At 72.4% G+C, this 24,235-nt stretch carries 21 protein-coding genes; 18 read left to right on the top strand and 3 right to left on the bottom strand.

Annotated features, from left to right (window positions below; all coding sequences use genetic code 11):
• Nucleotides 1-63: 63 nt before the first annotated feature.
• From B082_RS36095 to B082_RS0113695, 12 genes are all read left to right on the top strand, one after another.
• Nucleotides 64-867 carry an HAD family hydrolase gene (locus B082_RS36095; RefSeq protein ID WP_158688870.1) on the top strand — a complete coding sequence of 268 codons (804 nt, stop codon included), beginning with the start codon at nucleotides 64-66 and terminating at the stop codon, nucleotides 865-867.
• Nucleotides 864-1,694, top strand: coding sequence for an inositol monophosphatase family protein (locus tag B082_RS0113745; protein ID WP_018552379.1), 831 nt, complete (start codon nucleotides 864-866; stop codon nucleotides 1,692-1,694). Before B082_RS36095 ends, B082_RS0113745 begins: the two co-directional genes overlap by 4 nt.
• The gene (locus B082_RS0113740) at nucleotides 1,691-2,506 is read left to right on the top strand and encodes an HAD hydrolase family protein (RefSeq protein ID WP_018552378.1); all 816 of its coding nucleotides are present in this window, start codon (nucleotides 1,691-1,693) and stop codon (nucleotides 2,504-2,506) included. The genes B082_RS0113745 and B082_RS0113740 overlap by 4 nt, the downstream gene beginning before the upstream one ends.
• Nucleotides 2,503-3,330 (top strand): MBL fold metallo-hydrolase, encoded by an 828-nt coding sequence (locus tag B082_RS36090; protein WP_018552377.1) that lies wholly within the window; start codon nucleotides 2,503-2,505, stop codon nucleotides 3,328-3,330. Before B082_RS0113740 ends, B082_RS36090 begins: the two co-directional genes overlap by 4 nt.
• A complete protein-coding gene (locus tag B082_RS0113730) occupies nucleotides 3,327-4,139 on the top strand; it encodes an inositol monophosphatase family protein (protein WP_018552376.1) in 813 nt (270 codons plus the stop codon). The genes B082_RS36090 and B082_RS0113730 overlap by 4 nt, the downstream gene beginning before the upstream one ends.
• On the top strand, nucleotides 4,136-4,831 hold the full coding sequence (locus B082_RS40240; RefSeq protein WP_018552375.1) for an MgtC/SapB family protein: 696 nt from the start codon (nucleotides 4,136-4,138) through the stop codon (nucleotides 4,829-4,831). Before B082_RS0113730 ends, B082_RS40240 begins: the two co-directional genes overlap by 4 nt.
• Nucleotides 4,832-5,031: 200 nt before the next feature.
• Complete coding sequence (locus B082_RS39475) at nucleotides 5,032-5,952, top strand: TIM barrel protein (RefSeq protein ID WP_018552374.1); 921 nt, start codon at nucleotides 5,032-5,034, stop codon at nucleotides 5,950-5,952.
• Nucleotides 5,953-5,955: 3 nt separating this feature from the next.
• Nucleotides 5,956-6,930 (top strand): 5-dehydro-2-deoxygluconokinase, encoded by a 975-nt coding sequence (iolC, locus tag B082_RS39470; RefSeq protein ID WP_018552373.1) that lies wholly within the window; start codon nucleotides 5,956-5,958, stop codon nucleotides 6,928-6,930.
• Nucleotides 6,930-7,808: a Cgl0159 family (beta/alpha)8-fold protein gene (locus B082_RS0113710; RefSeq protein ID WP_018552372.1), complete on the top strand. Its 879-nt coding sequence runs from the start codon at nucleotides 6,930-6,932 to the stop codon at nucleotides 7,806-7,808. Before iolC ends, B082_RS0113710 begins: the two co-directional genes overlap by 1 nt.
• On the top strand, nucleotides 7,805-8,743 hold the full coding sequence (iolB, locus tag B082_RS0113705) for a 5-deoxy-glucuronate isomerase (RefSeq protein WP_018552371.1): 939 nt from the start codon (nucleotides 7,805-7,807) through the stop codon (nucleotides 8,741-8,743). The genes B082_RS0113710 and iolB overlap by 4 nt, the downstream gene beginning before the upstream one ends.
• Complete coding sequence (gene iolD / locus B082_RS0113700; RefSeq protein ID WP_018552370.1) at nucleotides 8,740-10,722, top strand: 3D-(3,5/4)-trihydroxycyclohexane-1,2-dione acylhydrolase (decyclizing); 1,983 nt, start codon at nucleotides 8,740-8,742, stop codon at nucleotides 10,720-10,722. Before iolB ends, iolD begins: the two co-directional genes overlap by 4 nt.
• Nucleotides 10,723-10,751: 29 nt before the next feature.
• On the top strand, nucleotides 10,752-12,245 hold the full coding sequence (locus B082_RS0113695; RefSeq protein WP_051094622.1) for a CoA-acylating methylmalonate-semialdehyde dehydrogenase: 1,494 nt from the start codon (nucleotides 10,752-10,754) through the stop codon (nucleotides 12,243-12,245).
• Between the two features lie 134 nt (nucleotides 12,246-12,379).
• On the opposite strand, the gene B082_RS0113690 is transcribed toward B082_RS0113695, so the two are convergent.
• Entirely contained in the window at nucleotides 12,380-13,438 is a 1,059-nt protein-coding gene (locus B082_RS0113690; RefSeq protein WP_026249767.1) for a LacI family DNA-binding transcriptional regulator, read from the bottom strand.
• A 266-nt stretch (nucleotides 13,439-13,704) separates the two neighbouring features.
• On the opposite strand from B082_RS0113690, the gene B082_RS0113685 reads away from it, so the two are divergent.
• The 4 genes from B082_RS0113685 to B082_RS0113670 all read left to right on the top strand — a co-directional run bounded on the left by B082_RS0113685 (nucleotide 13,705) and on the right by B082_RS0113670 (nucleotide 18,835).
• Entirely contained in the window at nucleotides 13,705-15,078 is a 1,374-nt protein-coding gene (locus B082_RS0113685) for an extracellular solute-binding protein (protein WP_026249766.1), read from the top strand.
• Between the two features lie 22 nt (nucleotides 15,079-15,100).
• A complete protein-coding gene (locus tag B082_RS0113680; RefSeq protein ID WP_018552366.1) occupies nucleotides 15,101-16,039 on the top strand; it encodes a carbohydrate ABC transporter permease in 939 nt (312 codons plus the stop codon).
• 2 nt (nucleotides 16,040-16,041) lie between these two features.
• Complete coding sequence (locus tag B082_RS0113675; protein ID WP_018552365.1) at nucleotides 16,042-16,941, top strand: carbohydrate ABC transporter permease; 900 nt, start codon at nucleotides 16,042-16,044, stop codon at nucleotides 16,939-16,941.
• A 70-nt stretch (nucleotides 16,942-17,011) separates the two neighbouring features.
• A complete protein-coding gene (locus B082_RS0113670; RefSeq protein ID WP_018552364.1) occupies nucleotides 17,012-18,835 on the top strand; it encodes a glycoside hydrolase family 2 protein in 1,824 nt (607 codons plus the stop codon).
• 54 nt (nucleotides 18,836-18,889) lie between these two features.
• Here the strand turns inward: B082_RS0113670 and B082_RS0113665 are convergent, their stop codons facing one another.
• Nucleotides 18,890-20,611 (bottom strand): RICIN domain-containing protein, encoded by a 1,722-nt coding sequence (locus B082_RS0113665; RefSeq protein WP_026249765.1) that lies wholly within the window; start codon nucleotides 20,609-20,611, stop codon nucleotides 18,890-18,892.
• 134 nt (nucleotides 20,612-20,745) lie between these two features.
• Nucleotides 20,746-21,489: a GntR family transcriptional regulator gene (locus B082_RS0113660; RefSeq protein WP_018552362.1), complete on the bottom strand. Its 744-nt coding sequence runs from the start codon at nucleotides 21,487-21,489 to the stop codon at nucleotides 20,746-20,748.
• 178 nt (nucleotides 21,490-21,667) lie between these two features.
• Between B082_RS0113660 and B082_RS0113655 the strand changes: the two genes are divergently transcribed.
• Both B082_RS0113655 and B082_RS0113650 read left to right on the top strand, forming a co-directional pair.
• Entirely contained in the window at nucleotides 21,668-22,675 is a 1,008-nt protein-coding gene (locus B082_RS0113655) for a Gfo/Idh/MocA family oxidoreductase (protein WP_026249764.1), read from the top strand.
• A gap of 81 nt (nucleotides 22,676-22,756) precedes the next feature.
• Entirely contained in the window at nucleotides 22,757-24,202 is a 1,446-nt protein-coding gene (locus tag B082_RS0113650) for a glyceraldehyde-3-phosphate dehydrogenase (RefSeq protein WP_018552360.1), read from the top strand.
• The last annotated feature ends 33 nt before the right edge of the window (nucleotides 24,203-24,235 follow it).

Here is a 24,235-nt window from a genome sequence, read left to right as displayed (position 1 = left end):
CGGGCCGGCCGGCCGTGCGCCGCGCATCCTTCCTGATCACCGAACCACCCGATGGGAGACCCCGTGACGACGCTCCGCCCCCCGCGGGCGCTACTGCTGGACCACGGCGGTGTGCTGATGCGGTCCGTCAAGCACCCCGAGCGGATGGCCGACTTCGCCGCCCGCGTACACGCGCTGACCGGCCCCTCGGCCGGCCTCGACCGCGACTGCGTGCTGTCCGACATCGAGGCAGGCAAGGCCGCCTACCGCACCTGGAAGAACGGGCACGTCCGCACTCCCGCGCCCCGCGAGATCGGCCACCGCGAGCTGTGGGAGGACTTCATAGCCGCCGACTGGCCACCCGCCGCGCGCGCCCTGGTCGGCGCGGAGGCGACCTGGCTGTGCCGGGAGCTGATCCTCGCCGAGAGCGACAAGACCGTGGCCCCGGGCATGCTGGAGACGCTGCGGCTCGCCCGTGGACACGGCGTGCGCACGGGCATCGTCTCCAACACCCTCGTAGGCTCGCTAAACCGCGACCTCGCCCGCCGCTTCGGCACCCACCCCCTGCTCGACGTGCAGGTCTACTCCGACGAGATCGGGCGGCGCAAACCCGACCCGGAGATGATCCACCTGGCCGCCCGCGCCCTGTCGGTCGACCCCGCCGACTGCTGGTACGTCGGCGACAACTACGACCGTGACGTGGTGTGCGGGATGCGCGCCGGGGCCGGCGCGACGATCCTGATGCGCCCGGCCGGCCGCCGCGACCCGAAGGCCCGTCCGCAGCCGGACGCCGAGGTCGCCGACGGCGGGGAACTGCTCGGCCTGCTGCGGGCCGCACTGACCCGCCACGACACGGGGCACACCGCCGGACAGGAGACCGCGGCATGAACGGAACGGACGAACTCTCGGTGCGGTTGCGCGAGGTGGCCACCGAGGCGGCACTGGCCGTCGCCCCCGACCTGGTCGCGGCCTTCCGCGGCGCCATGGAGGTCGACTTCAAACGCGACGAGCACGACCCCGTCACCGTGCACGACAGGCGCGCCGAGGAGCGGATCCGCGCGCTGCTGCTCAAGCGCGTGCCGGACAGCACGGTCGTCGGCGAGGAAGGCGGCCGCCGGGACGGCACCGGCCGCATCGCCTGGTACGTCGACCCCATCGACGGGACCGCCAACTTCGCGCGCGGTCTGGCCTTCTTCTGCACCTCCATCGGCGTCACGGTCGACGGCGAACCGGTGGCGGGCGCGATCGTCGACCCGGTGGCCGGACACGTCTTCACCGCCGACGCCACCGGCGCCTACCTCGGCGGCGAGCCGCTGCGCCCCGACGGAGTGCGCGAGGAGTCCCGCGGCCTGCTCATCACCGGTTTCCCCACCACCCGGGAACTGGCGTGGAACGACCCGCAGACGCTGCCCAGGTTCGGTGAACTCGTCGCCCGCTACGGCACCGTACGCCGCACCGGAAGCGCCGCGCTGACCCTGGCCCACGTCGCGGCCGGCTGGTGCGACGCGGCTCTGGGCACATCCGTCAACGCCTGGGACATCTGCGCCGCCCGGGTGCTGGTGCAGCGCTCCGGCGGTGTCTACCGGTCGTTCGCCGGGGAGGGCGGCTGGGACCAGCCCGGTTACCTCGCGCACGGGGCGAGCCTCGAAGCGCTCGCCGCAAGGGAGTTCGTGGACTGGTATCTCACCCGCCCGGCCGCGAGGAGCACCTCATGACACCGACCGCCGCGCACCTGCGCCACGCGTGGATCGTCACCGACCTCGACGGCACCCTGGTCGACCGCGACCTGCGGATCGTGCCCCGCAGCGCCGAAGCCCTCCGGCGCTACCAGGACCTGGGCGGCACCGTGGTCGTCGCCACCGGCCGCAACGAGGTGTCCGCGGGCCGCTACCACCGGGAACTCGGCCTGAGCACACCGCTGATCGTCTACAACGGCGCCCGGGTCGTCGATCCGGTGTCCGGGACCCGGCTGCTCGACCTGGACCTGGGCACCTCATGGCACGCCCTGTGCGAGAGCCTGCTCCCCGAACTGCCCGAAGGCGTGGGCGCGGTGGCCTTCGCCGGCGGGGACGCCCACGTCCTGCGGGCGGCCCCCTCACTGGCCGCGTACGCCGGACGCGACCGGATCGAACTGCGCGAGGACCCCGTACGGCAGGCGCCGACGAAGGTGATGCTGATCGCCGACCGGCCCGGCCTCGGCCCGCTGGAGCGGCTGGCCGCCCGGCACTGCCCGGCGGCCCGGCTCCTGCAGTCGGAGGACACCTATCTGGAGATCCTGCCGGGCAACGCCGGCAAGGAGGTGGCGGTACGCCGGCTCGCCGAGCGGGCGGGCATGCCCATGGACCGCGTCGCGGCCATCGGTGACAACCCCAACGACACCGCCATGGTGCGGGCGGCCGGCCTGGGCGCGGCGGTCGGCGACGGGCACAAGGAGGTCCGCGCCGCCGCGGACATCGTGGTGGGCCCGTGCGGGCTCGGCGCGGTGGCCGACCTCGTCGAGCACATCATCCAAGGCGGCGGGCGGTGATCGTCACCGTCCTCGGTTCCTCGGGTTCGGTGCCGGGACCGGGCAATCCGTGCTCGGGCTACCTGGTCGAGCACCGCGGGCACCGGCTGCTGCTCGACCTCGGCACGGGCGCGTTCGGCAATCTGCTGACGTACGCCCGGCCGGAGCTGATCGACACCGTCGTCGTCAGCCATCGGCACGGCGACCACTCGGCGGACCTGGCGGCGCTGGCGTACGCCCAGGACAAGGTGACCGCCCGCGCCGTGCCGACCCGGGTGATCGCACCGGCCGGGACCCGGACGAGGGTGGGCCGTTCGTCTCCGCTGGCCTTCGAGGACGCCCGCCCCGGCGAGCTGGAGTGCGGGCCGTTCCGGCTCCGCCTGGCGCCGGTCCGCCACTCGGTGGAGACGTACGCCGTGCGGGTCGAGGCCGGCGGAAGGTCGCTGACGTACACCGGCGACTCGGGGCCGTGCCGCGGGCTCGTGGACCTGGCCCGTGGCAGCGGGCTGCTGCTGGCCGAGGCGGCGCTGGGACCCGGCGACGAGCCCGGCGCACCACCGCACGGCTGGGACGGCGACGACACCGGACCGCCTCCGCACGGCTGGGACGGCGACGACACCGGACCGCCTCCGCACCATCTCACCGCCCGGCAGACCGGAGAGCTGGCCGCGGCGGCCGGCGCCGGTCTGCTGGTGGTGACCCATCTGCGTCCGTGGGAGGACGCCGGCCGGTCACTGGCCGCGGCGGCGGAGCGGTTCGCCGGACCCGTGGTGCCGGCCCGGCCGGGGCTGCGGCTGGCCCCCGGCGGCCCCGCACGCGCGCCGAACCCGAAGGAGGAGACATGAGACGCGACGAGAGGCTGTCGGCCGCGATCCGCATCGCCCGCGAGGCGGCCACGGTGATCAGAACGTCCGCCCGGCCGCTGCGGGTCCGCCTGAAGGCGTCGGTGGCGGACATCCAGACGAGCACCGACCGGCGGGTGGAGCGCCTGATCCGCGACCGGCTCGCCGCCCACTTTCCCGGGGAGGCGATCGTGGGGGAGGAGGGCGACGGACTGGTGCCCTTCGACCGCGACCGCCCGACCTGGTTCGTCGACCCGGTCGACGGCACCACCAACTACTTCCGCGGTATCCCCATGGTCGCCTGCAACCTGGCGTTCTGGGACGGCCGGAGGCTGGAGACGGCGGTCGTCGCCGACGTGGCGAACCGGCGGATGTACCTGGCGTCGGCCGGGTACGGGGCGTGGTGCGGGCGGCGCAGGCTGCGCGTCGGAGGGGAGCGGCTGCTGGAACGCGCGGTGCTCTCCACCGGCTTCCCCGGCGACCGCATGGTCAACGCCGACAACAACCTGGCCGAGTTCGCCGACCTCGTGCTGCGGGTGCGCGACATCCGCCGGTTCGGCGTCGCGGGCCTGGACATGAGCTACGTGTCGTCCGGGCTGCTCGACGCCTACTGGGAACGCGGTGACGGGCCGTGGGACTGGGCGGCCGGGGCGCTCCTGGTACGCGAGGCGGGAGGAGTGGCCACCACCTGGGAGGGCCGCGGCTGGCAGCCCGGCGACGACACGATGGTGGCGAGCAACGGCCTGGTCCACGACGCCGTACTGGCCCGGCTGGCGGCCGTCCGGTCGGCGGCCGGGGCGGTGGCGCGGTGAACCACGACGGGACCTCACTCGTCCACCTGGCGGTGGCGTTCGCGCTGTGCGCCGTCATCGGGATGGAGCGCGAGTACCGGCAGAAATCGGCGGGCCTGCGCACCCATGTGCTGGTCGGCCTCGGGTCCGCGCTGTTCATGCTGGTGTCGAAGTACGGCTTCGCCGACATGCTGGGACTGCCCGGCGTGGGCCTGGACCCCTCGCGGGTCGCCGCACAGATCGTGTCCGGCATCGGATTCATCGGCGGCGGACTGATCTTCGTGCGCAGGGACGCGGTGCGCGGTCTGACGACGGCGGCCAGCGTCTGGCTGGCGGCGTCCATCGGCGCGGCGGCCGGCGCGGGGCTGCTGGTGCTTGCCGCCGCCGTGACCGGGGCCTACCTCCTGGTGGCGTTCGCCTTCCCGGCGCTCGCACGGCAGTTGCCCCGCTCGCCCACGGAGTCGGTGCTGCTGCGCGTCAGTTACCTGGACGGGCGCGGACTGCTGCGCGACATCGTGCGGGAGTGTACGGGGGCGGGATTCCACGTGGCCGGGCTGCGTACGGCGGGCTGTCCGCCGACGGACGCGGTCCCCGTCCAGGTGGGCGTCCTGCTGGAGTTGTCCGGCAACGGGGTGCAGGACGAGCTGGTGCCCCGGCTCTCCGACCGCGAGGGGATCACCGAGGTGACGCTGTTGCAGGACGAGGTCGACTGAGGGGCGCCGCGTCCTCGTCGTACGCGACAACTCATCAGTCAGTATGTCAGGACAATAGGTTGACAGGTCGCTATGTGAGAGGGCAGGCTCGATCACGAGAGCCGGGCACCCGCACCGGCACACCGACGACAGACAGAGAAGAGGCACGGCATGCCGATGAGCTTGGCCCACGCCGTACACGTCGCCCGGGGAGGCAGGCCGTGACCGCACCCCTTACCCAGCGCATCGCGGGAGCACCCATCTCCTGGGGCGTCTGCGAGGTCCCGGGCTGGGGACACCAGCTCGCCCCGGACCTGGTCCTGCGGCAGATGCGCGAGGCCGGACTCACGGCCACCGAGTTCGGACCGGAGGGATTCCTGCCCGACGCCCCGGCCGCCAAGGCCGCGACACTCGCCTCGCACGGCCTGCGCGCCGTCGGCCAGTTCGTGCCGGTCGTCCTCCACGACCCGGACCACGACCCGCTCCCCGAGATCGAGGCGGCCCTGACCGGCCTCCTGGCAGCCGACGCCCGTACGGTCGTCGTCGCGGCGGCGACCGGGGCCGACGGCTACGACGACCGGCCGGCGCTCGACGCGGCGGGGTGGTCCGTCCTCCTGGCCAACCTCGACCGGATCTCCGCCGCCGCGGCCGGAGCCGGCGTCCTGGCGACCCTGCACCCCCACGTCGGGACGATGATCGAATCGGGCGAGGAGACACAGCGGGTGCTCGACGGATCGGGCATCGGACTCTGCCTGGACACCGGCCACCTGCTCATCGGCGGCGGCGACCCCCTCGGCCTCGCCGCCAGCCTGCCCGGCCGCATCGCCCACGTCCACCTCAAGGACGTACGCCTCGACCTCGCCGACCGTGTCCGGGCCGGCCGCACGACGTACACCCGGGCCGTCGCCGAGGGCATGTACGTACCCCTGGGCGCCGGCGACGTGGACATCGCCGCAATCGTCCGGCTGCTGGAAGCGGACGGGTACGCCGGGTGGTACGTGCTTGAGCAGGACACCATCCTGCGGGCCGCACCGGGCGAGGACGGCGGCGCCGACCCCCTGGACGACGTCCTCGCCTCGGTCGCACACCTGCGCTCCCTCGCCCCCGGCAACGGACCCGCCGCAGACGCCGTGGAGGGCTGATCCATGGCCCACGAGCTCGTCGCCGTCGGAAGGACCGGCGTCGACATCTACCCGCTCGACCACGGCGTCGGCCTCGAACACGTGCGCACGTTCGAGAAGTTCCTCGGCGGGAGCGCCACGAATGTCGCCGTCGCCGCGGCCCGCCACGGCCGCGACGCCGCCCTGATCACCCGGGTCGGCCGTGACCCCTTCGGCCGCTACGTCCAGCAGGAGGCCGCCCGCCTCGGCGTGGACGCCACCTACATCACACCCCTCACGACGCCGGACGGACCGCCCACCCCGGTCACCTTCTGCGAGGTCTTCCCGCCCGACGACTTCCCGCTCTACTTCTACCGGTACGCCGCCGCGCCCGACCTCATGATCGACCCCGCCACCCTGCCGCTGGAGGACATCCGGGAGGCGGCGGTCTTCTGGGCCACCGTCACCGGCCTGTCCGCCGAGCCCAGCCGGGCCGCCCACTTCGCGGCCTGGCAGGCCCGCGGCCGGCGCACCCGCACGGTCCTCGACCTCGACTACCGGCCGATGTTCTGGACCGGGGCCGATGAAGCCCGCCGCCAGGCCGGCCGCGCCCTCGACCACGTCACCGTCGCCATCGGAAACCGGGAGGAGTGCGAGATCGCCGTCGGCGAGACGGACCCGGACCGGGCGGCCGACGCCCTGCTCGCACGCGGCCTCGAACTCGCCGTCGTCAAGATGGGCCCGGCCGGTGTCCTGGCCGCCACCCCGGACGAACGGGTGCGGGTCGCGCCGTTCCCCGTCGAGGTCGTCAACGGCCTCGGCGCGGGCGACGCCTTCGGAGGCGCGCTCGTCCACGGCCTGCTCAGCGGCTGGGACCTGCGCCGCGTCACCGAATTCGCCAACATCGCGGGCGCCATCGTCGCCTCCCGCCTGGCCTGTTCCACCGCCATGCCGACCACGGCCGAGGTACAGGCCGTACTTGAGTCCCGGTCGCTGGCCCATGCCGAAGGGACCGCGTGATGGACGCCGCACACCTGACCGAGATCCGGGTCCGCGAACCAGGCCGCATCGAACGCTCCTGGCAGAAGCGCTCCCGCCGCCCGCTGACCGGCGAGGACGGGCGCCTGCTCATCGTCGCGGCCGACCACCCCGCCCGCGGAGCCCTGGGCGCGCGCGGCGACGAATCGGCCATGGCGAGCCGCAGCGCGCTGCTCGACCGCCTGGCGACCGCGCTGTCGCGCCCCGGAGTGGACGGCGTGCTCGGCACCCCCGACCTGCTCGACGACCTGCTGCTGATGGGCGCCCTGGAGGACCGGGTCGCCATCGGATCGATGAACCGGGGCGGTCTCCAGGGCGCGGCCTTCGAGTTCGACGACCGCTTCACCGCCTACACCACCGAGGCGATCGCCGCGCAGGGGCTGGAGGGCGGCAAGACACTCACCCGGATCTGCCTGGAGGACGCCGGCACCGTGGCGACCCTCCAGGCGACCGCCGAGGCCGTCACGAGCCTCGCCGAGCACAGCCTCATGGCCATGATCGAGCCCTTCCTCACCGTCCGCGAGGAAGGCCGCGCCCGCAACCTCCTCGACCCCGACAGCGTCATGAGGTCGATCCACATCGCGAGCGGACTCGGCGCGAGCAGCGCCTTCACCTGGCTGAAGCTGCCGGTCGTCGACGAACTGGAGCGCGTCCTGGACGCGACGACCCTGCCCACCCTGCTGCTCGGCGGTGATCCGCAGGGCGACCCGCACGACACCTACGCGTCCTGGGCGACCGCGATGTCGCTCCCGGCGGCGCGGGGACTGGTCGTCGGGCGCGCCCTGCTCTACCCGCCGGACGGCGATGTCGCCGGCGCCGTCGACATCGCGGCCGGCATCGTCCACGGGAGCACCGCATGAGCGACAACACGCGGTGGGTACGCCCCCTGGGCACGGCGGCGGCCGACGGATGGCAGACCGCAGTCGTCGCCACCGGCCAGGACTGGCAGCACACCAGCCTCCGTGTGACGACCCTGGCCGCCGGTGAGAGCCGGGTGCTGGACGCGGAGGACTGGGAGCACCTCGTCGTCCCGCTGTCGGGCGGCGCGCACGTCACCGCGGTGACGGCCGACGCACGCCCGCACCGGGCGGAACTCACCGGCCGGCCCGACGTGTTCGCCGGACCCACCGATACCGCCTACGTGCCCGCACGGTCCCGGATCACCCTGCGGGCCTCGTCGGGGCCGGCCCGTATCGCGGTGGCGGGAGCCCGGGTGACGGGAGGCACCGGGCCGGGCTCGCCCGGCGGCCACGCCTTCCGGCACCTGGCTGCGGCCGAGGTCCCGGTCGAACGGCGCGGGTCCGGCTCGGCCTCCCGGCAGGTACGCAACTTCGGCACCCCCGAGGTGCTCGCCGCCGACGCGATCATCGCGTGCGAGGTCATCACACCGGCCGGCAACTGGGGTTCGTGGCCGCCTCACAAGCACGACACCGCACGGCCGGGCGAGGAGAGCGAACTGGAGGAGATCTACTACTTCGAGACCCGGCCCACCGATCCCCGCTGCACCGATCCCGTCGGCTACCAGCGCGTCTACACCTCGGACACGGGCCGGCCCATCGACGTACTGGCCGAAGTACGCACCGGCGACGTCGTCCTGGTGCCCCACGGCTGGCACGGACCGGCGATGGCCGCACCCGACGCCCATCTGTACTACCTGAACGTCATGGCCGGCCCCGGCCCCGGGCGTGCCTGGCTCATCAGCGACGACCCCGCCCACGCCTGGGTCCGCGAGACCTGGCCGCACCTGCCCTTCGACGCCCGGCCCACGTCCCGCACCCCAGGAGGCGCCGCATGAACACCGCACAGTCCGCGACCGTCCGGCTCACGGTGTCGCAGGCGACCGTCAGGTTCCTCGCCGCCCAGTGGTCCGAGCGCGACGGGCAGCGCAGGCGGCTCTTCGCGGGCGTCCTCGGCATCTTCGGCCACGGCAACGTCGCGGGCATCGGCCAGGCGCTCCTGGAGCACGAACACGAAGCGGACGGCCACCCCGACCTCCCCTACATCCTGGCCCGCAACGAGCAGGCCATGGTCCACACCGCCGTCGCCTACGCCCGCCAGGAGGACCGCCTGCGGACCTGGGCCTGCACCGCGTCGGTCGGCCCCGGCTCCACGAACATGCTCACCGGCGCGGCACTGGCCACCATCAACCGGCTCCCGGTGCTGCTGCTGCCCTCCGACACCTTCGCCACCCGCCCCAGCGCACCCGTACTCCAGGAACTCGAACACCCCTGCGCCGCGGACATCACAGTCAACGACGCCTTCCGGCCGCTGTCGCGGTTCTTCGACCGGGTCGTCCGCCCCGAACAGCTCCCCTCGGCACTCCTGGGGGCCATGCGGGTGCTCACCGATCCCGCGGATACCGGCGCGGTGACCATCGCCCTGCCGCAGGACGTCCAGGCCGAGGCGTACGACTGGCCCGCCGAGCTGTTCCACGCCCGCACCTGGCACATCGCCAGACCGCCGGCCGAACCCGCCCGAGTCCAGGCCGCCGCCGGTCTCGTACGCCGGGCCCGGCGCCCGCTGATCGTCGCCGGGGGAGGCGTGCACCACTCCGGCGCGGAGGCGGCGCTGACCGCGTTCGCCGAGGCGTCCGGCATCCCGGTCGCCGAGACGCAGGGCGGCAAGGGCTCGCTGCCCCACGGGCACCCGCGGCAGATGGGAGGCATCGGCTCCACCGGTACGACCGCGGCGAACGCCCTCGCCCGGGACGCCGACGTCGTCATCGGCGTCGGCACGCGCTGGACCGACTTCACCACCGCGTCGCGGACCGCCTTCCAGGACGCGGGAGTCCGCTTCGTCAACATCAACATCGCCGGCTTCGACGCGGGCAAACACGCCGGTCTCCCGGTCGTGGCCGACGCCCGTGAGGCGCTCACCGCACTCACCGCCGCGCTGCACGGCCACCGCGTCGACGCCGCCTACGAGGAGCGGCAGAGCGAGCTGTGGCACAGCTGGAACGAGCGGGTCGAGGCCGCCTACAACCCACCCCCGGAGGTGACCGGCCGGCTCGCCGACGGAGTCCTCACCCAGGCGACCGTGCTCGGCCGGGTCAACGAACTCAGCGACCCCCGCGACGTCGTCCTGTGCGCGGCCGGTTCCATCCCCGGCGACCTGCACAAGCTGTGGCGCGTCCGCGACCGCAGGGCCTACCACGTCGAGTACGGCTACTCCTGCATGGGCTACGAGATCCCCGCCTCGCTCGGCATCCGGCTCGCCGACGACACCAGGGACGTCTTCGCCCTGGTCGGGGACGGCGGCTACCTCATGATGCCGACCGAACTGGCCACGGCCGTCCAGGAGCGGATCAAGGTCGTCGTCGTAGTCGTCCAGAACAATGGTTTCCACTCGATCGGCTCGCTGTCGCAAACGCTCGGCTCCCAGCGGTTCGGCACCCGTTACCGCTACCGCTCCGCCGGCGGACGCCTGGACGGCCCGAACCTGCCGACCGACCTCGCCGCCAACGCCCGCAGTCTCGGCGCCCACGTCGTCGAGGTGCGCTCCCGAGGCGACCTGGAGACCGCCATCGCGCAGGCCAAGGCATGGCCGGCCGACGGCGGCCCCTTCGTCATCCATGTCGAGACCGATCCGCACATCTCCGCCCCCGAGAGCGACAGCTGGTGGGACGTCCCGGTCAGCGAGGTCTCCCGGCTCGACACCACGCGGGCCGCCCACACCTCCTACGCCGGACACAAAGAGGCCCAGCGGCCGTTGCTCGCCCCGGCCGGACAGGACCAGGACGGCACACCCGCCCCGCACCGCAGGAAGCAGCCTTGACCACCTCGCAGAAGGAGCCCGCCGTGAGCGTGCCGACACGCATCACCCATTTCATCGACGGCCGTCCCTGGGACGGGCCGGCCGGCCGCACCAGCCCGGTCCACAACCCCGCCACCGGGGAGCGGACCGCGACGGTGGACCTCGCCTCGGCCGAACTCGTCGCCTCCGCCGTCGCCTCGGCGGAGGCGGCCTGGCGGGACTGGCGCGCGCAGTCCCTCGCCAAGCGGGTGCGGGTGCTCTTCACCTTCCGTGAACTGCTCAACGCACGCAAGGAGGAGATCGCCTCGCTGATCACCGCCGAGCACGGAAAGGTGCTGTCCGACGCCCTCGGCGAGGTCACCCGGGGCCTTGAGGTCGCCGAGTTCGCCTGCGGCATTCCGCACCTGCTCAAGGGGGACTACTCAGAGAACGCCTCGACACGGCTGGACGTCCACTCCGTGCGGCAGAGCCTCGGCGTCGTCGCGGTCATCTCGCCGTTCAACTTCCCGGCCATGGTGCCGATGTGGTTCGTCCCCATCGCGCTGGCCTGCGGCAACGCGGTGGTGCTCAAGCCCAGCGAGAAGGACCCCAGCGCCGCCCTGGCCCTGGCCGCCCTGTGGACGGAGGCCGGCCTGCCCGACGGCGTGCTCCAGGTCGTCAACGGCGACAAGGAGGCCGTGGACGCGCTGCTCCACCACGACGACGTCAAGGCCGTCTCGTTCGTTGGCTCGACGCCCATCGCGAAGTACGTCTACGAGACGGCGACCGCCCACGGCAAGCGCGTACAGGCCCTGGGCGGCGCGAAGAACCACATGCTGGTGCTGCCCGACGCCGACCTCGATCTCGCCGCGGACGCCGCCGTCAACGCGGGATTCGGTTCGGCCGGAGAGCGGTGCATGGCGATCTCCGTGCTCGTCGCCGTGGAGCCGGTCGCCGACGCACTCGTGGCCAGGATCGTCGAACGGATGCGCCGGCTGCGCACCGGCGACGGCACCCGCGGCTGCGACATGGGCCCCCTGGTCACCCGGGAGCACCGGGACAAGGTCGCCTCCTACCTCGACGCCGGCGTCAAGGCCGGCGCGGCCCTCCTCGTGGACGGCCGCGACGGCGCGTTCGACGCCGAAGGGGACGGCTTCTTCCTGGCCCCGACCCTCTTCGACCACGTCGGTGCCGGGATGCCGGTCTACACCGACGAGATCTTCGGCCCCGTGCTCAGCGTGGTGCGCGTGCGGTCCTACGACGAGGGCCTGGCGCTCATCAACGCCAACCCGTACGGCAACGGCACGGCGATCTACACCAACGACGGCGGAGCGGCCCGGCGGTTCCAGAACGAGGCCGAGGTGGGCATGGTCGGCATCAACGTCCCGATCCCCGTGCCCGTCTCGTACTTCTCCTTCGGCGGCTGGAAGAACAGCCTGTTCGGGGACACCCACGCGCACGGCAGCGAGGGGGTGCACTTCTTCACCCGCGGGAAGGTCGTCACCTCCCGCTGGGCCGACCCCAGTCACGGCGGCCTCGACCTCGGCTTCCCGCAGAACGGCTGAGCGTCATCTCACCCGCCGCGCCGGACGGCCGCCGGCGCGGACAACGACCGGGCAGCCTCCCCCAGAACTGTCGTCAGACGCCACGGGCTGATCCACGAAGATCCGCCGGACAGACCCTGGCCCGCCCCCGGCGCTCACCACCTGCCGCCACCCCCCGTCTCCCCCTCCGTGCTCTCCCGCAGCACCAGCCGGTGCGCCACGACACGGTCCTGCGGGCACACCGCGGAGGGCGGGACGGCGTCGTCCGGGCGGGTTGCCTCGTCGACGCGGCGCAGGAGCAGGTCCACCGCGACCCGGGCCACCGCCTCCTTGTCCGGGGCGACCGTGCTCAGGGACGGCACGCTGAAGCGGCCGCCCTCCACATCGTCGAAGCCGATCACCGCGACGTCCTCGGGCACCCGCGCCCCGTAACCGTGCAGCGCGCGCAACGCGCCGAGCGCCAGCTGGTCGTTGAGGCAGAGCAGGGCGTCCGGCCGGACCCCTTCGGCCAGCACCCGGCGCACCGCCTCGGCCCCGTCGCTCATGTGGAACGCCGCCACCGGCAGCAGGGACGCCGGGTCGTACGCGACGCCCGCCCCGGCCAGTGCGAGGCGGAAGCCGCGGGTGCGGGCCTGGGCGGTGCCGACGTGGCCGTCGTCCCGGCCACCGACGGTGAGGATGTGCCGGCGGCCCAGGGCGAGCAGGTGCTCGGTGGCCTCGCGGGCCGCGCGTTCGTTGTCGATCGCCACATGGTCCGCGCCCTCGTTGAGCAGCTCGCCGAGCAGGACGGTCGGCGGAGGCCCGGTGTGGGCGCGCAGGTCCTCCGGCGCGAGGGCGAGCGGGCTGAGGATGACGCCGTCCACGAAGTCCGAGCCGAAGCCGGCCAGCGCCGCCCGCTCCCGTTCCCGGTCGCCGCCGGACTGGTGGATCAGCACGGTCAGGGAGCGCTTTTCGGCCTCCCGGACGACATGGCGGGCCAGCTCGGCGAAGTACGGGACGTCGAGTTCCGGCACCACCAGGGCGATGATTCCGGTGCGTCCGCTGCGCAGATGACGGCCGGCGAGGTTGATCCGGTAGCCGAGGTGGTCGATGGCCTCCTGCACCACCCGCCGCGTCCGGTCGGACACGTGCACGTAGTCGTTGAGCACATTGGAGACCGTCTTCTCCGACACCCCCGCATGTCGTGCGACGTCCTTGATCCTCGGTCGTGCCACCCGCAACCCTCCCGCATCCGGTCCGCGCCGAGTCTATGTGGTGCCCTCCGGCGGACCGGGGGCCACTGGGGAGCGACGGACGGGTAACCCATCCGCACAGGAGATGACCCAGCTCTTTACAGCCAATGTACATCGATGTAAAAACAGGGTCACCGCACCGGGAGACCGGCGCGGATCACCCCGATGTGCACGGGCGGCCGACGGCTGCCGTGCCGATGGCGCCTGCCGTCGGCCGGGCACGTCGTCCGGCCGTCGAAAGGTCAGTGATGAACTCTGCACCTCCCGCCCGCGGGCTGCCCGGCGCCTTGGACCCCGACCGGCCGCCCGGCATCGGCCGCCGCGGGCTGCTGCGTTACGGGACGGCCGGAGCCGCCGCTCTGCTTGCGGCGGGCCCGCTGACCGGCTGCGCCTCGCCGGCCCGCGCGGGCGAGGCCTCCGCGCTGAAGGTCTGGGACCTCTTCCAGGGCGGCGACGGCATGCTGATGGACGAGATGATCGCGGCCGTCTCGCGGGGTGCCGAAGGATTCGACGTGGACCGGACGATCCTGGACTGGGGCCCGTCGTACTACACGAAACTCGCCATGTCGGCGGCCGGCGGCCGGGCCTCGGACGTCGCAGTGCTGCATCTGTCACGGCTGGCCGGATACGCCCCCGGCGGTCTGCTCGACCCGCTCGACCTGGACCTCCTCGCCGAATTCGGCGTGGGCGAGAAGGACTTCGCCCCCGCCGTGTGGAAGCGCGCCCGGCACCGGGACACGGTCTACGCGATCCCGCTGGACGTGCACCCCTTCATCGTTTTCTACGACAAGGACGCCGCCGACGAGGCCGGCCTGCTCGACCCGTCGGGCCACCTGGCGCCGATGGGCTCGCCCGAAGCGTTCCTGGACGCCGGGAAGAAGCTCGCCGAGGTCACCGGCAAGTCCGGTGTCCTGTTCGGACACGTCACCGACACCGCCCAGAGCTGGCGCCAGTTCGCCGCCCTGTACGCACAGACCGGCGCCTCCTTCACCCTGCCCGACGGCGGCCCGCCGAAGATCGACATCGATGCCGCCGTGAAGGCCGTGACCTTCATGAAGCAGCTCTTCGACGGCCGAACCAACCCCAACAACCTCGACTACAACGGGGCGATGGCCGCCTTCATGGACGGCCGCGGCGGCATGATCATGGCAGGGGAGTGGGAGCTGCCGACGTTCCGGAAGTCCGGTATCGAGCACCTGGGCGCGGCCCCCTTCCCGCAGGTCTTCGAGCGGCCGGCCGTCTACGCCGACTCGCACAGCTTCGTGCTGCCGCACCAGGACCACCCCGACCCCGCCCGGCGCCGCGAGGCCCACCGCTACATCGCCGAGATCGTCAAACAGAGCCTGACCTGGGCGAGCGCGGGCCACATCCCGGCCTACCTGCCGGTCCAGGCCGGCCCCGAGTACGCGAAGCTCGACCCCCAGTCGTCCTACGCGGCCGCGGGCGAGATCGCCGTGCTCGACCCGCCGAACTGGTTCGCCGGAGCCGGCGGCAACTTCCAGAACCGCATGTGCCAGCCGCTCCAGTCGGCGCTGCTGGGCAACATCTCCGCCGAGAAGGCGGTACGGCAGATGGTCCGTGAGGCGGACACCCTGCTGCGCCGGCCCAATCCGGTCGCCTGACGACAGCCGAAGGAGCCGCATCGTGTCCACCACCGCGCCCGCCGGAACCGCGGCGCCCCCGCAGCAGCCCCCCTCCACCGCACCGGCCGCGCCCCGGCGCCGCCGCTCCCTGACCCGGGGCGGCGGGCTGTTCGTCCTGCCCTTCCTGGTCCTCTTCGCGCTCTTCCTGGTCTGGCCCGTCGTCCAGGGCCTCTGGATGAGCCTCACCGACGCCTCCCTCAGCCTGCGCGACACCGAGTTCATCGGCTTCGCCAACTACACCGAGGCGTTCGGCGACCCGGACGTCTGGAGCAGCCTCGGCAACACCGTCTTCTTCACCGTCATCTCCTGCGTACCCCTCGTCCTGGTCGCCCTGGCCATGGCGCTGCTGGTGCACAGCGGACTCGCCGGCCAATGGGTCTGGCGGCTGGCCTACTTCGCCCCGTACCTGCTGCCGGTCACGGTGGTCACGCTCATCTGGACGTGGCTCTACCAGCCCGACATCGGCCTCGGCAACCAGCTGCTGACCTCGCTGGGCATGGAGCCCGTCGGCTGGCTCTCCGACGAATCGGTGGCGATGTGGTCCGTCGCCGCCCTCACCGTCTGGTGGACGGTCGGCTTCAACTTCCTGCTCTACCTCGCGGCCCTGCAATCCCTGCCCGCCACCTACGACGAGGCCGCCGCGCTCGACGGCGCGGGCGCCTGGCGGCGGCTGTGGTCCGTCACCCTGCCGCAGCTGCGCCACACCACCGTCCTGGTCGCCATGCTCCAAGTGCTCGCCTCGCTCAAGGTGTTCGACCAGATCTACATCCTCACCAAGGGCGGCCCCAACGGCTCCACCCGCCCGATCCTGGAGTACGTCTACGACGTCGGGTTCACCGGATACCGGCTGGGCTACGCCTCGGCGGTCAGCTACATCTTCTTCGCCATCGTCATCGTCGTCTCCGTCGTGCAACTCCGCCTCTTCCGCCAGGAGGGCTGACCGTGTCCGCCATCTCCACCCCCGCGCGCCGGCCGCGCCGGCCACGCCGCGAGGAGTCCGGATCGCCCCTGCTGCTCGGCCACGGACGACTGCCCCGGGTCCTCGCCGGGACCGCGCTGAGCGTCCTCGCCGTCGCCTGGCTGCTGCCCTTCCTGTGGGCGGTCGCCACCTCGCTGCAGAGCGAGCAGGACGTGATGAAGTCGGGCCTTTCGCCGTTCAAGGGCGCCTTCACGTTCTCCGCCTACCGGCAGATCCTGGACCGCGGGAACGTCCCCACCTGGGCCTTCAACAGCGTGCTCATAGCCGTCCTGGTCACCGTGCTGACCACGGCCGTCTCGACGCTCGCCGCGTACGGGTTCTCGCGCGGCACCTTCCGCGGGCGCCGCGCCCTCCTCGCCGTCACCGTCGCCGCGATCATGGTCCCGCCGCAGCTGCTGATCGTGCCGCTCTTCGAGCAGATGACGGTGTTCCACCTGGTCGACACCTACGCGGCGGTCATCCTGCCGCAGGTGGTGGCCCCGATGATGGTCTTCATCCTGAAGCGCTTCTTCGACGGGATACCCCGCGAACTGGAGGACGCCGCCCGTATCGACGGCGCCTCCGAACTGCGGGTCTTCCGCTCGATCGTGCTCCCGCTGTCCCGCCCGATCGTCGCCGCCGTCGCGATCTTCGTCTTCATCGGGGCGTGGAACAACTTCATGTGGCCCTTCGTCGTCACCAACGACCCGGACCTCATGACGCTCCCGGTCGGCCTCGCCACCGTCAAGGACGCCTACGGCATCCAGTACGCCCAGTCCATGGCGTCCGCCCTGCTGGCCGCGCTCCCGCTGATCGTGATGTTCCTCCTCTTCCAGCGGCGCATCGTCAACTCCGTGGCCACCACCGGCCTCGGCGGCGGCTGACCCCACCGACTCGTCCCTGCCCCGGCGCCGGCCTCCCGGCCGGCCGCCACCACGATCCACTGGAGTACCTGTGCACACCCCCTCCGTCCCCCGTCCGGAGTACCCGCGGCCGCAGTTCGTGCGCCGCGACTGGCTCAACCTCAACGGGACCTGGCAGTTCGAGACCGACCAGGGGGACAGCGGCCTCGAACGGGGTCTGCTCGGCCGCGACCTGACCGGCGAGATCCTCGTACCCTTCGCCCCGGAGTCCGAACTGTCCGGCGTCGGCGACACCGACTTCCTGGAAGCCGTCTGGTACCGGCGCCGGTTCACCCCGCCCGCCGAGTGGGCCGGCCGCCGGGTGCTGCTGCACTTCGGCGCCGTCGACCACGACACCACCGTCTGGGTGGACGGCACCGAAGTCGTACGCCACCGGGGCGGGTTCACCCCCTTCACCGCCGACCTCGGCGACCTCGCCCCGGCCGGCCGCGAGGTGGAGATCACCGTACGGGCCCGCGATCCGAAGGCCGGACCGCAGGCCCGCGGCAAACAGGCCGTCCAGTACGCCAACCACGACTGCAACTACACCCGTACGACCGGCATCTGGCAGACCGTCTGGGCCGAGCCGGTCCCCGAGACCCATCTGCGCCGCCCCCGCATCACCCCCGACCTGGCCGGCGGCGCCTTCTCCCTCGAACTGCCCCTGTCCGCCGGCCGGGCGGGCCAGCGCGTGCGCGCCGTCCTCAGCGACGACGCGGGCGAGGTCTGCCGCGCCGTGGGCCGCGCCGACCTCGACCTCGCGCCCCGCCTGCACCTGTCCCTCCCGCAGGACCGGCGCCGCGAGTGGAGCCCCGAGGACCCGTTCCTGTACGGGCTGCGGCTCGAACTCCTCGACGCGGACGGCCAGGTGGCCGACACCGTCGAGAGCTACGCGGGCCTGCGTGCCGTCGGTATCCGGGGCAGGGCGGTGCTCCTCAACGGCCGCCCGCGCTTCCAGCGCCTCGTCCTCGACCAGGGCTGGTACCGGGACGGCCTGATGACCGCCCCCACCGACGAGGCCCTGGTCCGTGACATCGAACTGGCCATGGAGGCCGGCTTCAACGGGGCCCGGCTCCACCAGAAGGTGTTCGAGGAGCGCTTCCTCTACCACGCGGACCGTCTCGGCTACCTGGTCTGGGGCGAGTTCGGCGACTGGGGCTGCGAGGTCGGAGGGTCCTCCGGCGACAACCAGCGGCCCGACGCCTCCTTCGTCGCCCAGTGGCTCGAAGCCGTGGAACGCGACTACTCCCACCCCTCGATCATCGGCTGGTGCCCGCTGAACGAGACGTACCAGAAGCTCCACGACCGGATCACCCAGCTCGACGATGTGACCCGGGCGATGTTCCTCGCCACCAAGGCCATGGACACCTCCCGGCCGGTGATCGACGCCTCCGGCTACTCCCACCGGGTCCTGGAGACCGACATCTACGACTCCCACTCCTACGAGCAGGACCCGGCGGCCTTCCGGCAGCTGGTCTCCGGACTCGCCGGCGGGGAGCCCTTCGTCAACGCCCACGAGAACGGCGCCGCCTACTCCCAGCCGTACCGGGGACAGCCCTACTTCGTCAGCGAGTTCGGCGGGATCTGGTGGGACCCGGAGGCCGCCGCCGAGCAGTCCGGCAGCGACCGCACGCTCTCCTGGGGGTACGGCGACCGGGTGCGCACCGAGGACGAGTTCCATGAGCGCTTCGCCGGTCTGACCGGTGCGCTGCTCCAGGATCCGGACATGTTCGGCTACTGCTACACCCAGCTCACCGACGTCTTCCAGGAGCAGAACGGCGTCTACCGCTTCGACCGGGGCACCAAGCTGGACGTCGCCCGCATCCGGGAGGCCCAGCTGCGGCCCGCCGCGATCGAGGAACCGGACGCCGGCTGAGGGGGAAGGCCGACGGGTGCCCGCTCCTGCCGGGGCGGGCACCCGTGTGGTGCGTCAGACCCGTTCGAGCCGCCAGAGCTGCGGCTGCCCGCCGTTGCAGGTCCACTGCTGTACGTTGGCGCCCGCGGTACGGGAGCCCTCGGAGACGTCCAGGCACTGCCCCGAGGACTCCACCACCAGGCGGTAGTAGCCCCGCCCCGCGTTCTCCAGCCGCCAGTCCTGGGCCGGCTGGGCGTTGCAGTACCACTGCCGGACGTTGGCGCCGGGGGCGGCGGAGCCGTTCTCCACATCCACGCAGTGGCCGCTGTTGACTCCGGTGAGCGTGAAGTCCCCGCCGCCGCGCGCCCGCAGTGTCCACTCCTGCGGACCGAGGCCGTTGCAGGTCCACTGCTGTACGTTGCCGCCCGCGTCCCGCGAGTCGGCCGCCACGTCCAGGCAGTGGCCGCTGTTGGCGTTCACCAGCCGGTAGCGCGCCGCGTCCACGACACCGGCCGCGTCACCGCTGCCGGTGACCGGTCCCGTGGCCACGTACGGGCGGCAGACATCGCCGTCCCAGTCCGTCGCGATCTCCAGGACGGTCCGGCCGTCCGCCGACGGCAGGAGCGGGGAGCTGTAGTTCGGGCAGTAGGTCGCGGTCGGGGCCTCGACCCGCACCGGGGCCTCGATCTCGTACCAGGGCCCGGTGCCGTTCTCGGTGTTGGCCAGGATCGTGCGCCCGCTGTCGGCGGCGGGCGTGCCGTCGCGGTTGAGGAGCTGCTGGCCGGTCAACAGGAGCCGGCCGTTCGGCCCGCCGTCCGGTGCGGGGGCCCAGGCGAGGGTGGGCGCGGCGCGGAAGTACTTGCCGTCCACGGTCTCCGGACGGAACCCGAGTGAGGTGGGATCGCCCCAGTCCCAGCCGTCCGGGGAGGTCCGGTAGTGCACGACGCACTGGTACTGGCCGCCCGGGTTGCAGATCTCGTAGCTCATGACGTACGTGCCGTTCGGCAGCCGGCGCACCATGGGCATGCCCGGCCGGTCCGGCTCCCAGCCACTGGCGACCGTGTCGCGCCGGTCCTGCCAGGTGACTCCGTCGTAGCTGCGGGCGGCGGCGAGCTTCTGGTTGTGCGCCGGGTCGGTCTCGTCGGCGTAGTGGCAGACGAGCGCCCCGTCGGCGGCCACCGAGAACTCCGGCTCCCACAGCCCGCCCGTTCCGTTCGCCGTGGCGCAGGTGGAGAGGTAGGACCAGGTGCGGCCCACGTCGTCGCTCCGCCAGACGCGCAGGGCCATCCGCCGGTCCGTCTCGTCCTGCCCGGAGGAGGCCGCCCACAGAAGTGTGCCGGGCGGCAGGGCGCCCACCTGCCGGGGCAGTTCGAACAGGGTGGAGCAGCACAGGCCCTGCCCGCCGGCCGACTCCGGGTCGGTGACGCTGCCCACCCGCTGGAAGGTGGCTCCGGCGTCGGTGCTCTCGTGGATGGCGCCGACGCCGTTGCCGCCGTCGAAGGTCACGACGCTCGCGAGTACCCGGCCGTTGGCGGCGCCGCTGTGTTCGAGCCGGATGGCACGGGGGTAGAGGCCGGTCCCGCTGCCCAGGGGAGTGCCGTTGGCCCGGACGGTGGCGGCGGACGTGGCGGGGGACGCGGGTGCGGGCGCGGGTGCGGCGGAGGCCGGTGTGAGCGACAGGCCCAGCAGCGCGGCCAGGACGGGCGCCACGGCACGTGCCGTCCAGCGGGTGAGCCGGCCCGTCGTCGTGGGGGAGGGGTGGGGTGCGGGGCGGGGTGGTCGGCGCAAGGAGAGCACAGGCTTCCTTCCTCGGGGCACGGAGGCGTGGGGGTTGCCGCTGCTGACGGCGAAACAGTAGAGCCGCATGTACATCGATGTAAACAGGCGTGCGGGCTCCGCTGTCCCGTGCCGGTCCCAAGTCCGCGCCCGGCTCAGGAAGCGGTCAGCGTCATCTCGAAGGAGTACCGGGACGCCCGGTAGAGGTGGGAGCCGAATTCCACTGGCCGGCCACCGTCGTCCAGGGCCGTGCGCTCCATGGTGAGCAGGGTGCCGCCGCGCGACTCCGTCAGCAGACGGGACTCCGCCGCCGTGGCCCTGCGCGCCCCGATGGTCTGCTCGGCGGAGCGCAGCGCGATGCCGGCCTGCCGGAACAGGGCGTAGAGCCCGCGCTCGGCCAGGTTCTCCTCGGTGAGGTCCAGCAGATCCGCCGGCAGGTGGTTCTCCATGAGCGCGATCGGTTCGTCGTCCGCGTACCGCAGCCTGCGCAGCGCCACGGTGTCCGTCCCGGGTTCGACCCGGAGGGCCGCGGCCACCCGGCCGGCGGCGGGCGCGGTCCGCAGGGAGAGGACCTCGCTGCGCGGCCGGCGGTTCTCGCGCAGCAGGTCCTCGAAGAGGCTGGTCAGCTCGACCGGCCGACGCACCCGGCTGTTGACGACCTGGGTCCCCACGCCGCGCTTGCGGGCCAGCAGCCCCTTGTCCACCAGGTGCTGCATCGCCTGACGCATCGTCGGGCGGGAGAGGCCGAACCGGTCCGCGAGGGAGATCTCGTTCTCCAGGCGGGCGCCCGGCGCCAGCGTGCCGTCCTCGATGAGGCGTTGGAGCTGCTGCGCGAACTGGAAGTACAGCGGCACCGGGCTGCTTCGGTCGATGCTGATCAGCCTGGTGATCGGCTCCATGCCGGACTCCTCGGAAGGTTGTGCCACCCGCTCAGTATGCCGCATGTTCGACTCAAGCTCTGTACGTATATATGTCAGTACAAAATCTTGACTCTCCGTGCGCGGCGAGGATACAAAGACGATGCACGTCAGGGGCGGCAGCCACCCGGCCCTCTTCCCGAACCGGAGGCACTCACGCATGCGCATCGGACTCATCGGAACCGGCCGCATCGGCGCGTTCCATGCCGAGACCCTGACCGCGCTGCCGGCCGTCGACCGCCTCGTCCTCCATGACGCCGTCGAGCAGCAGGCCCGCGAACTCGCCGGAAAACTCGGCGCCGAGCACGCCGGGGACCTCGACGCGATGCTCGCCTCGGGCCTCGACGGTGTCGTGATCGCTGCCCCCACCGCTGCCCACGCCGACCTCGTGCGCGCCGCCGCTTTTGCCGGGGTGCCCGTCTTCTGCGAGAAGCCGATCGCCGCCACCCTCGCCGGGACCCGCGTCCTGCTGGCCGACCTCGCCGTCTCCGGCGTGCCGCTCCAGGTCGGCTTCCAGCGCCGTTTCGATGCCGGGTACACCGCCCTGCGGGACGCCGTCGCCGCCGGGGAGCTGGGCCGGCTGCACATCGTACGGGCCTGTACCGCCGACCCCGCCCCGCCGTCCGCCGGCTATCTGCGGCTGTCCGGCGGGATCTTCCGGGACTGCGCCGTGCACGACTTCGACATCGTGCGCTGGGTGACCGGCCGGGAGGTCGTCGAGGTCAGCGCCACCGGTGCCAACCGGGGCGACGCCTCCTTCGCCGCGGCGGACGACGTGGACACCGCCGTCGCCGTCCTCACCCTGGACGACGGGACGCTGGTCAGCTGCACCGCCACCCGCTACAACGGCGCCGGCTACGACGTGCGCATGGAGGTCGCCGGCTCCCTGGGCACCCTGGCCACCGGCTTCGATGCCCGCACCCCGCTGCGGACCACGGCCGGCGGACCCACGCCGGGATCCGGCCGGCACGACGGTTTCCTCAGCCGCTTCCGTACGGCGTACGTCGCCGAACTGACCGCGTTCACCGAGGTGGCCGCCGGTCTGCGGCCCAGCCCGTGCACCGGGGCCGACGCCCTGGCCGCGCTGCTGATCGCCGAGGCCGCCGACCGCTCCCGGCGTACCGGACGGCCGGTGCGGGTCGAGGAGGCGGGGTCCGAAGCGGGGTGAGCGCAGGAGGCGAGGCCGGTTCGATGATCAGAACAAGGTCTGGTTACCATATGAGCGCCTCCTAGCTCGAAAGATAAACCTGTGACTGTCAATGACGACGCGTTCACCAACTGGAAGAACCGCGAGGAAATCGCGGAGTCGATGATCCCGATCATCGGGAAGCTGCACCGGGAGCGGGACGTCACCGTCCTCCTGCACAGCCGCTCCCTGGTGAACAAGTCGGTGGTGAGCATCCTCAAGACCCACCGATTCGCCCGGCAGATCGACGGCGCCGAGCTCTCGGTCACCGAGACCCTGCCCTTCCTGCAGGCCCTCACCACACTGGACCTCGGCCCCTCCCAGATCGACATCGGCATGCTCGCCGCGACGTACAAGGCGGACGACCGCGGCCTCAGCGCCGCGGAGTTCACCGCCGAGGCCGTCGCCGGCGCCACCGGAGCCGACAGGGTCGAGCGCCGCGAGCCGCGCGATGTCGTCCTCTACGGCTTCGGCCGCATCGGCCGCCTCCTCGCCCGGCTGCTCATCGAGAAGGCCGGCTCCGGCAACGGCCTGCGGCTGCGCGCCATCGTCGTCCGCAAGGGTGCGGGCCAGGACATCGTCAAGCGCGCCTCGCTGCTGCGCCGGGACTCCATCCACGGCCAGTTCCAGGGCACGATCACCGTGGACGAGGCCAACAGCCGGATCATCGCCAACGGCAACGAGATCCAGGTCATCTACTCCGACGACCCGACGTCGGTGGACTACACGGCCTACGGCGTCAACGACGCGATCCTCATCGACAACACCGGCAAGTGGCGTGACCGCGAGGGGCTTTCGAAGCACCTGCGGCCGGGCATCGCCAAGGTCGTCCTGACCGCGCCGGGCAAGGGCGACGTCCTCAACGTCGTCCACGGCGTCAACCACGAGACGATCAAGCCGGACGAGCAGATCATCTCCTGCGCCTCCTGCACGACCAACGCGATCGTGCCTCCGCTGAAGGCGATGGCGGACGAGTACGGCGTGCTGCGCGGCCATGTGGAGACCATCCACTCGTTCACCAACGACCAGAACCTGCTGGACAATTACCACGGCTCCGACCGCCGGGGCCGCTCCGCGCCGCTCAACATGGTCATCACCGAGACGGGCGCCGCCTCCGCCGTCGCCAAGGCGCTGCCCGACCTGGAGGCGACGATCACGGGCAGTTCGATCCGGGTCCCCGTACCGGACGTCTCCATCGCGATCCTCAGCCTGAAGCTCGGCCGCGAGACCAACCGCGCCGAGGTGCTCGACTACCTCCGCGACGTGTCGCTGACCTCCCCGCTCAAGCGGCAGATCGACTTCACCACCGCCCCCGACGCGGTGTCGAGCGACTTCATCGGCTCACGCCACGCCTCCATCGTCGACGCGGGCCCCACCCAGGTCGACGGCGACAACGCGATCCTCTACCTCTGGTACGACAACGAGTTCGGCTACTCCTGCCAGGTCATCCGGGTCGTGCAGTACGTCTCCGGGGTCGAGTACCCGACCTACCCGGTGCCGGTCGCCTGACGGACGGCAGGTCCCGCCCGCTCCCGCGGGCGG

It is taken from the genome of Streptomyces sp. ATexAB-D23 (genome assembly GCF_000373645.1).
GTDB classification, from domain to species: Bacteria; Actinomycetota; Actinomycetes; order Streptomycetales; family Streptomycetaceae; genus Streptomyces; species Streptomyces castrisilvae.
This window is presented reverse-complemented; position numbering and strand designations above follow the sequence as displayed.

What these genes read in the sequence shown, in the direction of transcription:
- B082_RS0113745 (WP_018552379.1), top strand. Translation starts at nt 864, where the DNA reads ATGAACGGAACGGACGAACTCTCGGTGCGGTTGCGCGAGGTGGCCACC.
- B082_RS0113740 (WP_018552378.1), top strand. Translation starts at nt 1,691, where the DNA reads ATGACACCGACCGCCGCGCACCTGCGCCACGCGTGGATCGTCACCGAC.
- B082_RS0113730 (WP_018552376.1), top strand. Translation starts at nt 3,327, where the DNA reads ATGAGACGCGACGAGAGGCTGTCGGCCGCGATCCGCATCGCCCGCGAG.
- iolC (WP_018552373.1), top strand. Translation starts at nt 5,956, where the DNA reads ATGGCCCACGAGCTCGTCGCCGTCGGAAGGACCGGCGTCGACATCTAC.
- B082_RS0113710 (WP_018552372.1), top strand. Translation starts at nt 6,930, where the DNA reads ATGGACGCCGCACACCTGACCGAGATCCGGGTCCGCGAACCAGGCCGC.
- iolB (WP_018552371.1), top strand. Translation starts at nt 7,805, where the DNA reads ATGAGCGACAACACGCGGTGGGTACGCCCCCTGGGCACGGCGGCGGCC.
- iolD (WP_018552370.1), top strand. Translation starts at nt 8,740, where the DNA reads ATGAACACCGCACAGTCCGCGACCGTCCGGCTCACGGTGTCGCAGGCG.
- B082_RS0113685 (WP_026249766.1), top strand. Translation starts at nt 13,705, where the DNA reads ATGAACTCTGCACCTCCCGCCCGCGGGCTGCCCGGCGCCTTGGACCCC.
- B082_RS0113660 (WP_018552362.1), bottom strand. Translation starts at nt 21,489, where the DNA reads ATGGAGCCGATCACCAGGCTGATCAGCATCGACCGAAGCAGCCCGGTG.
- B082_RS0113655 (WP_026249764.1), top strand. Translation starts at nt 21,668, where the DNA reads ATGCGCATCGGACTCATCGGAACCGGCCGCATCGGCGCGTTCCATGCC.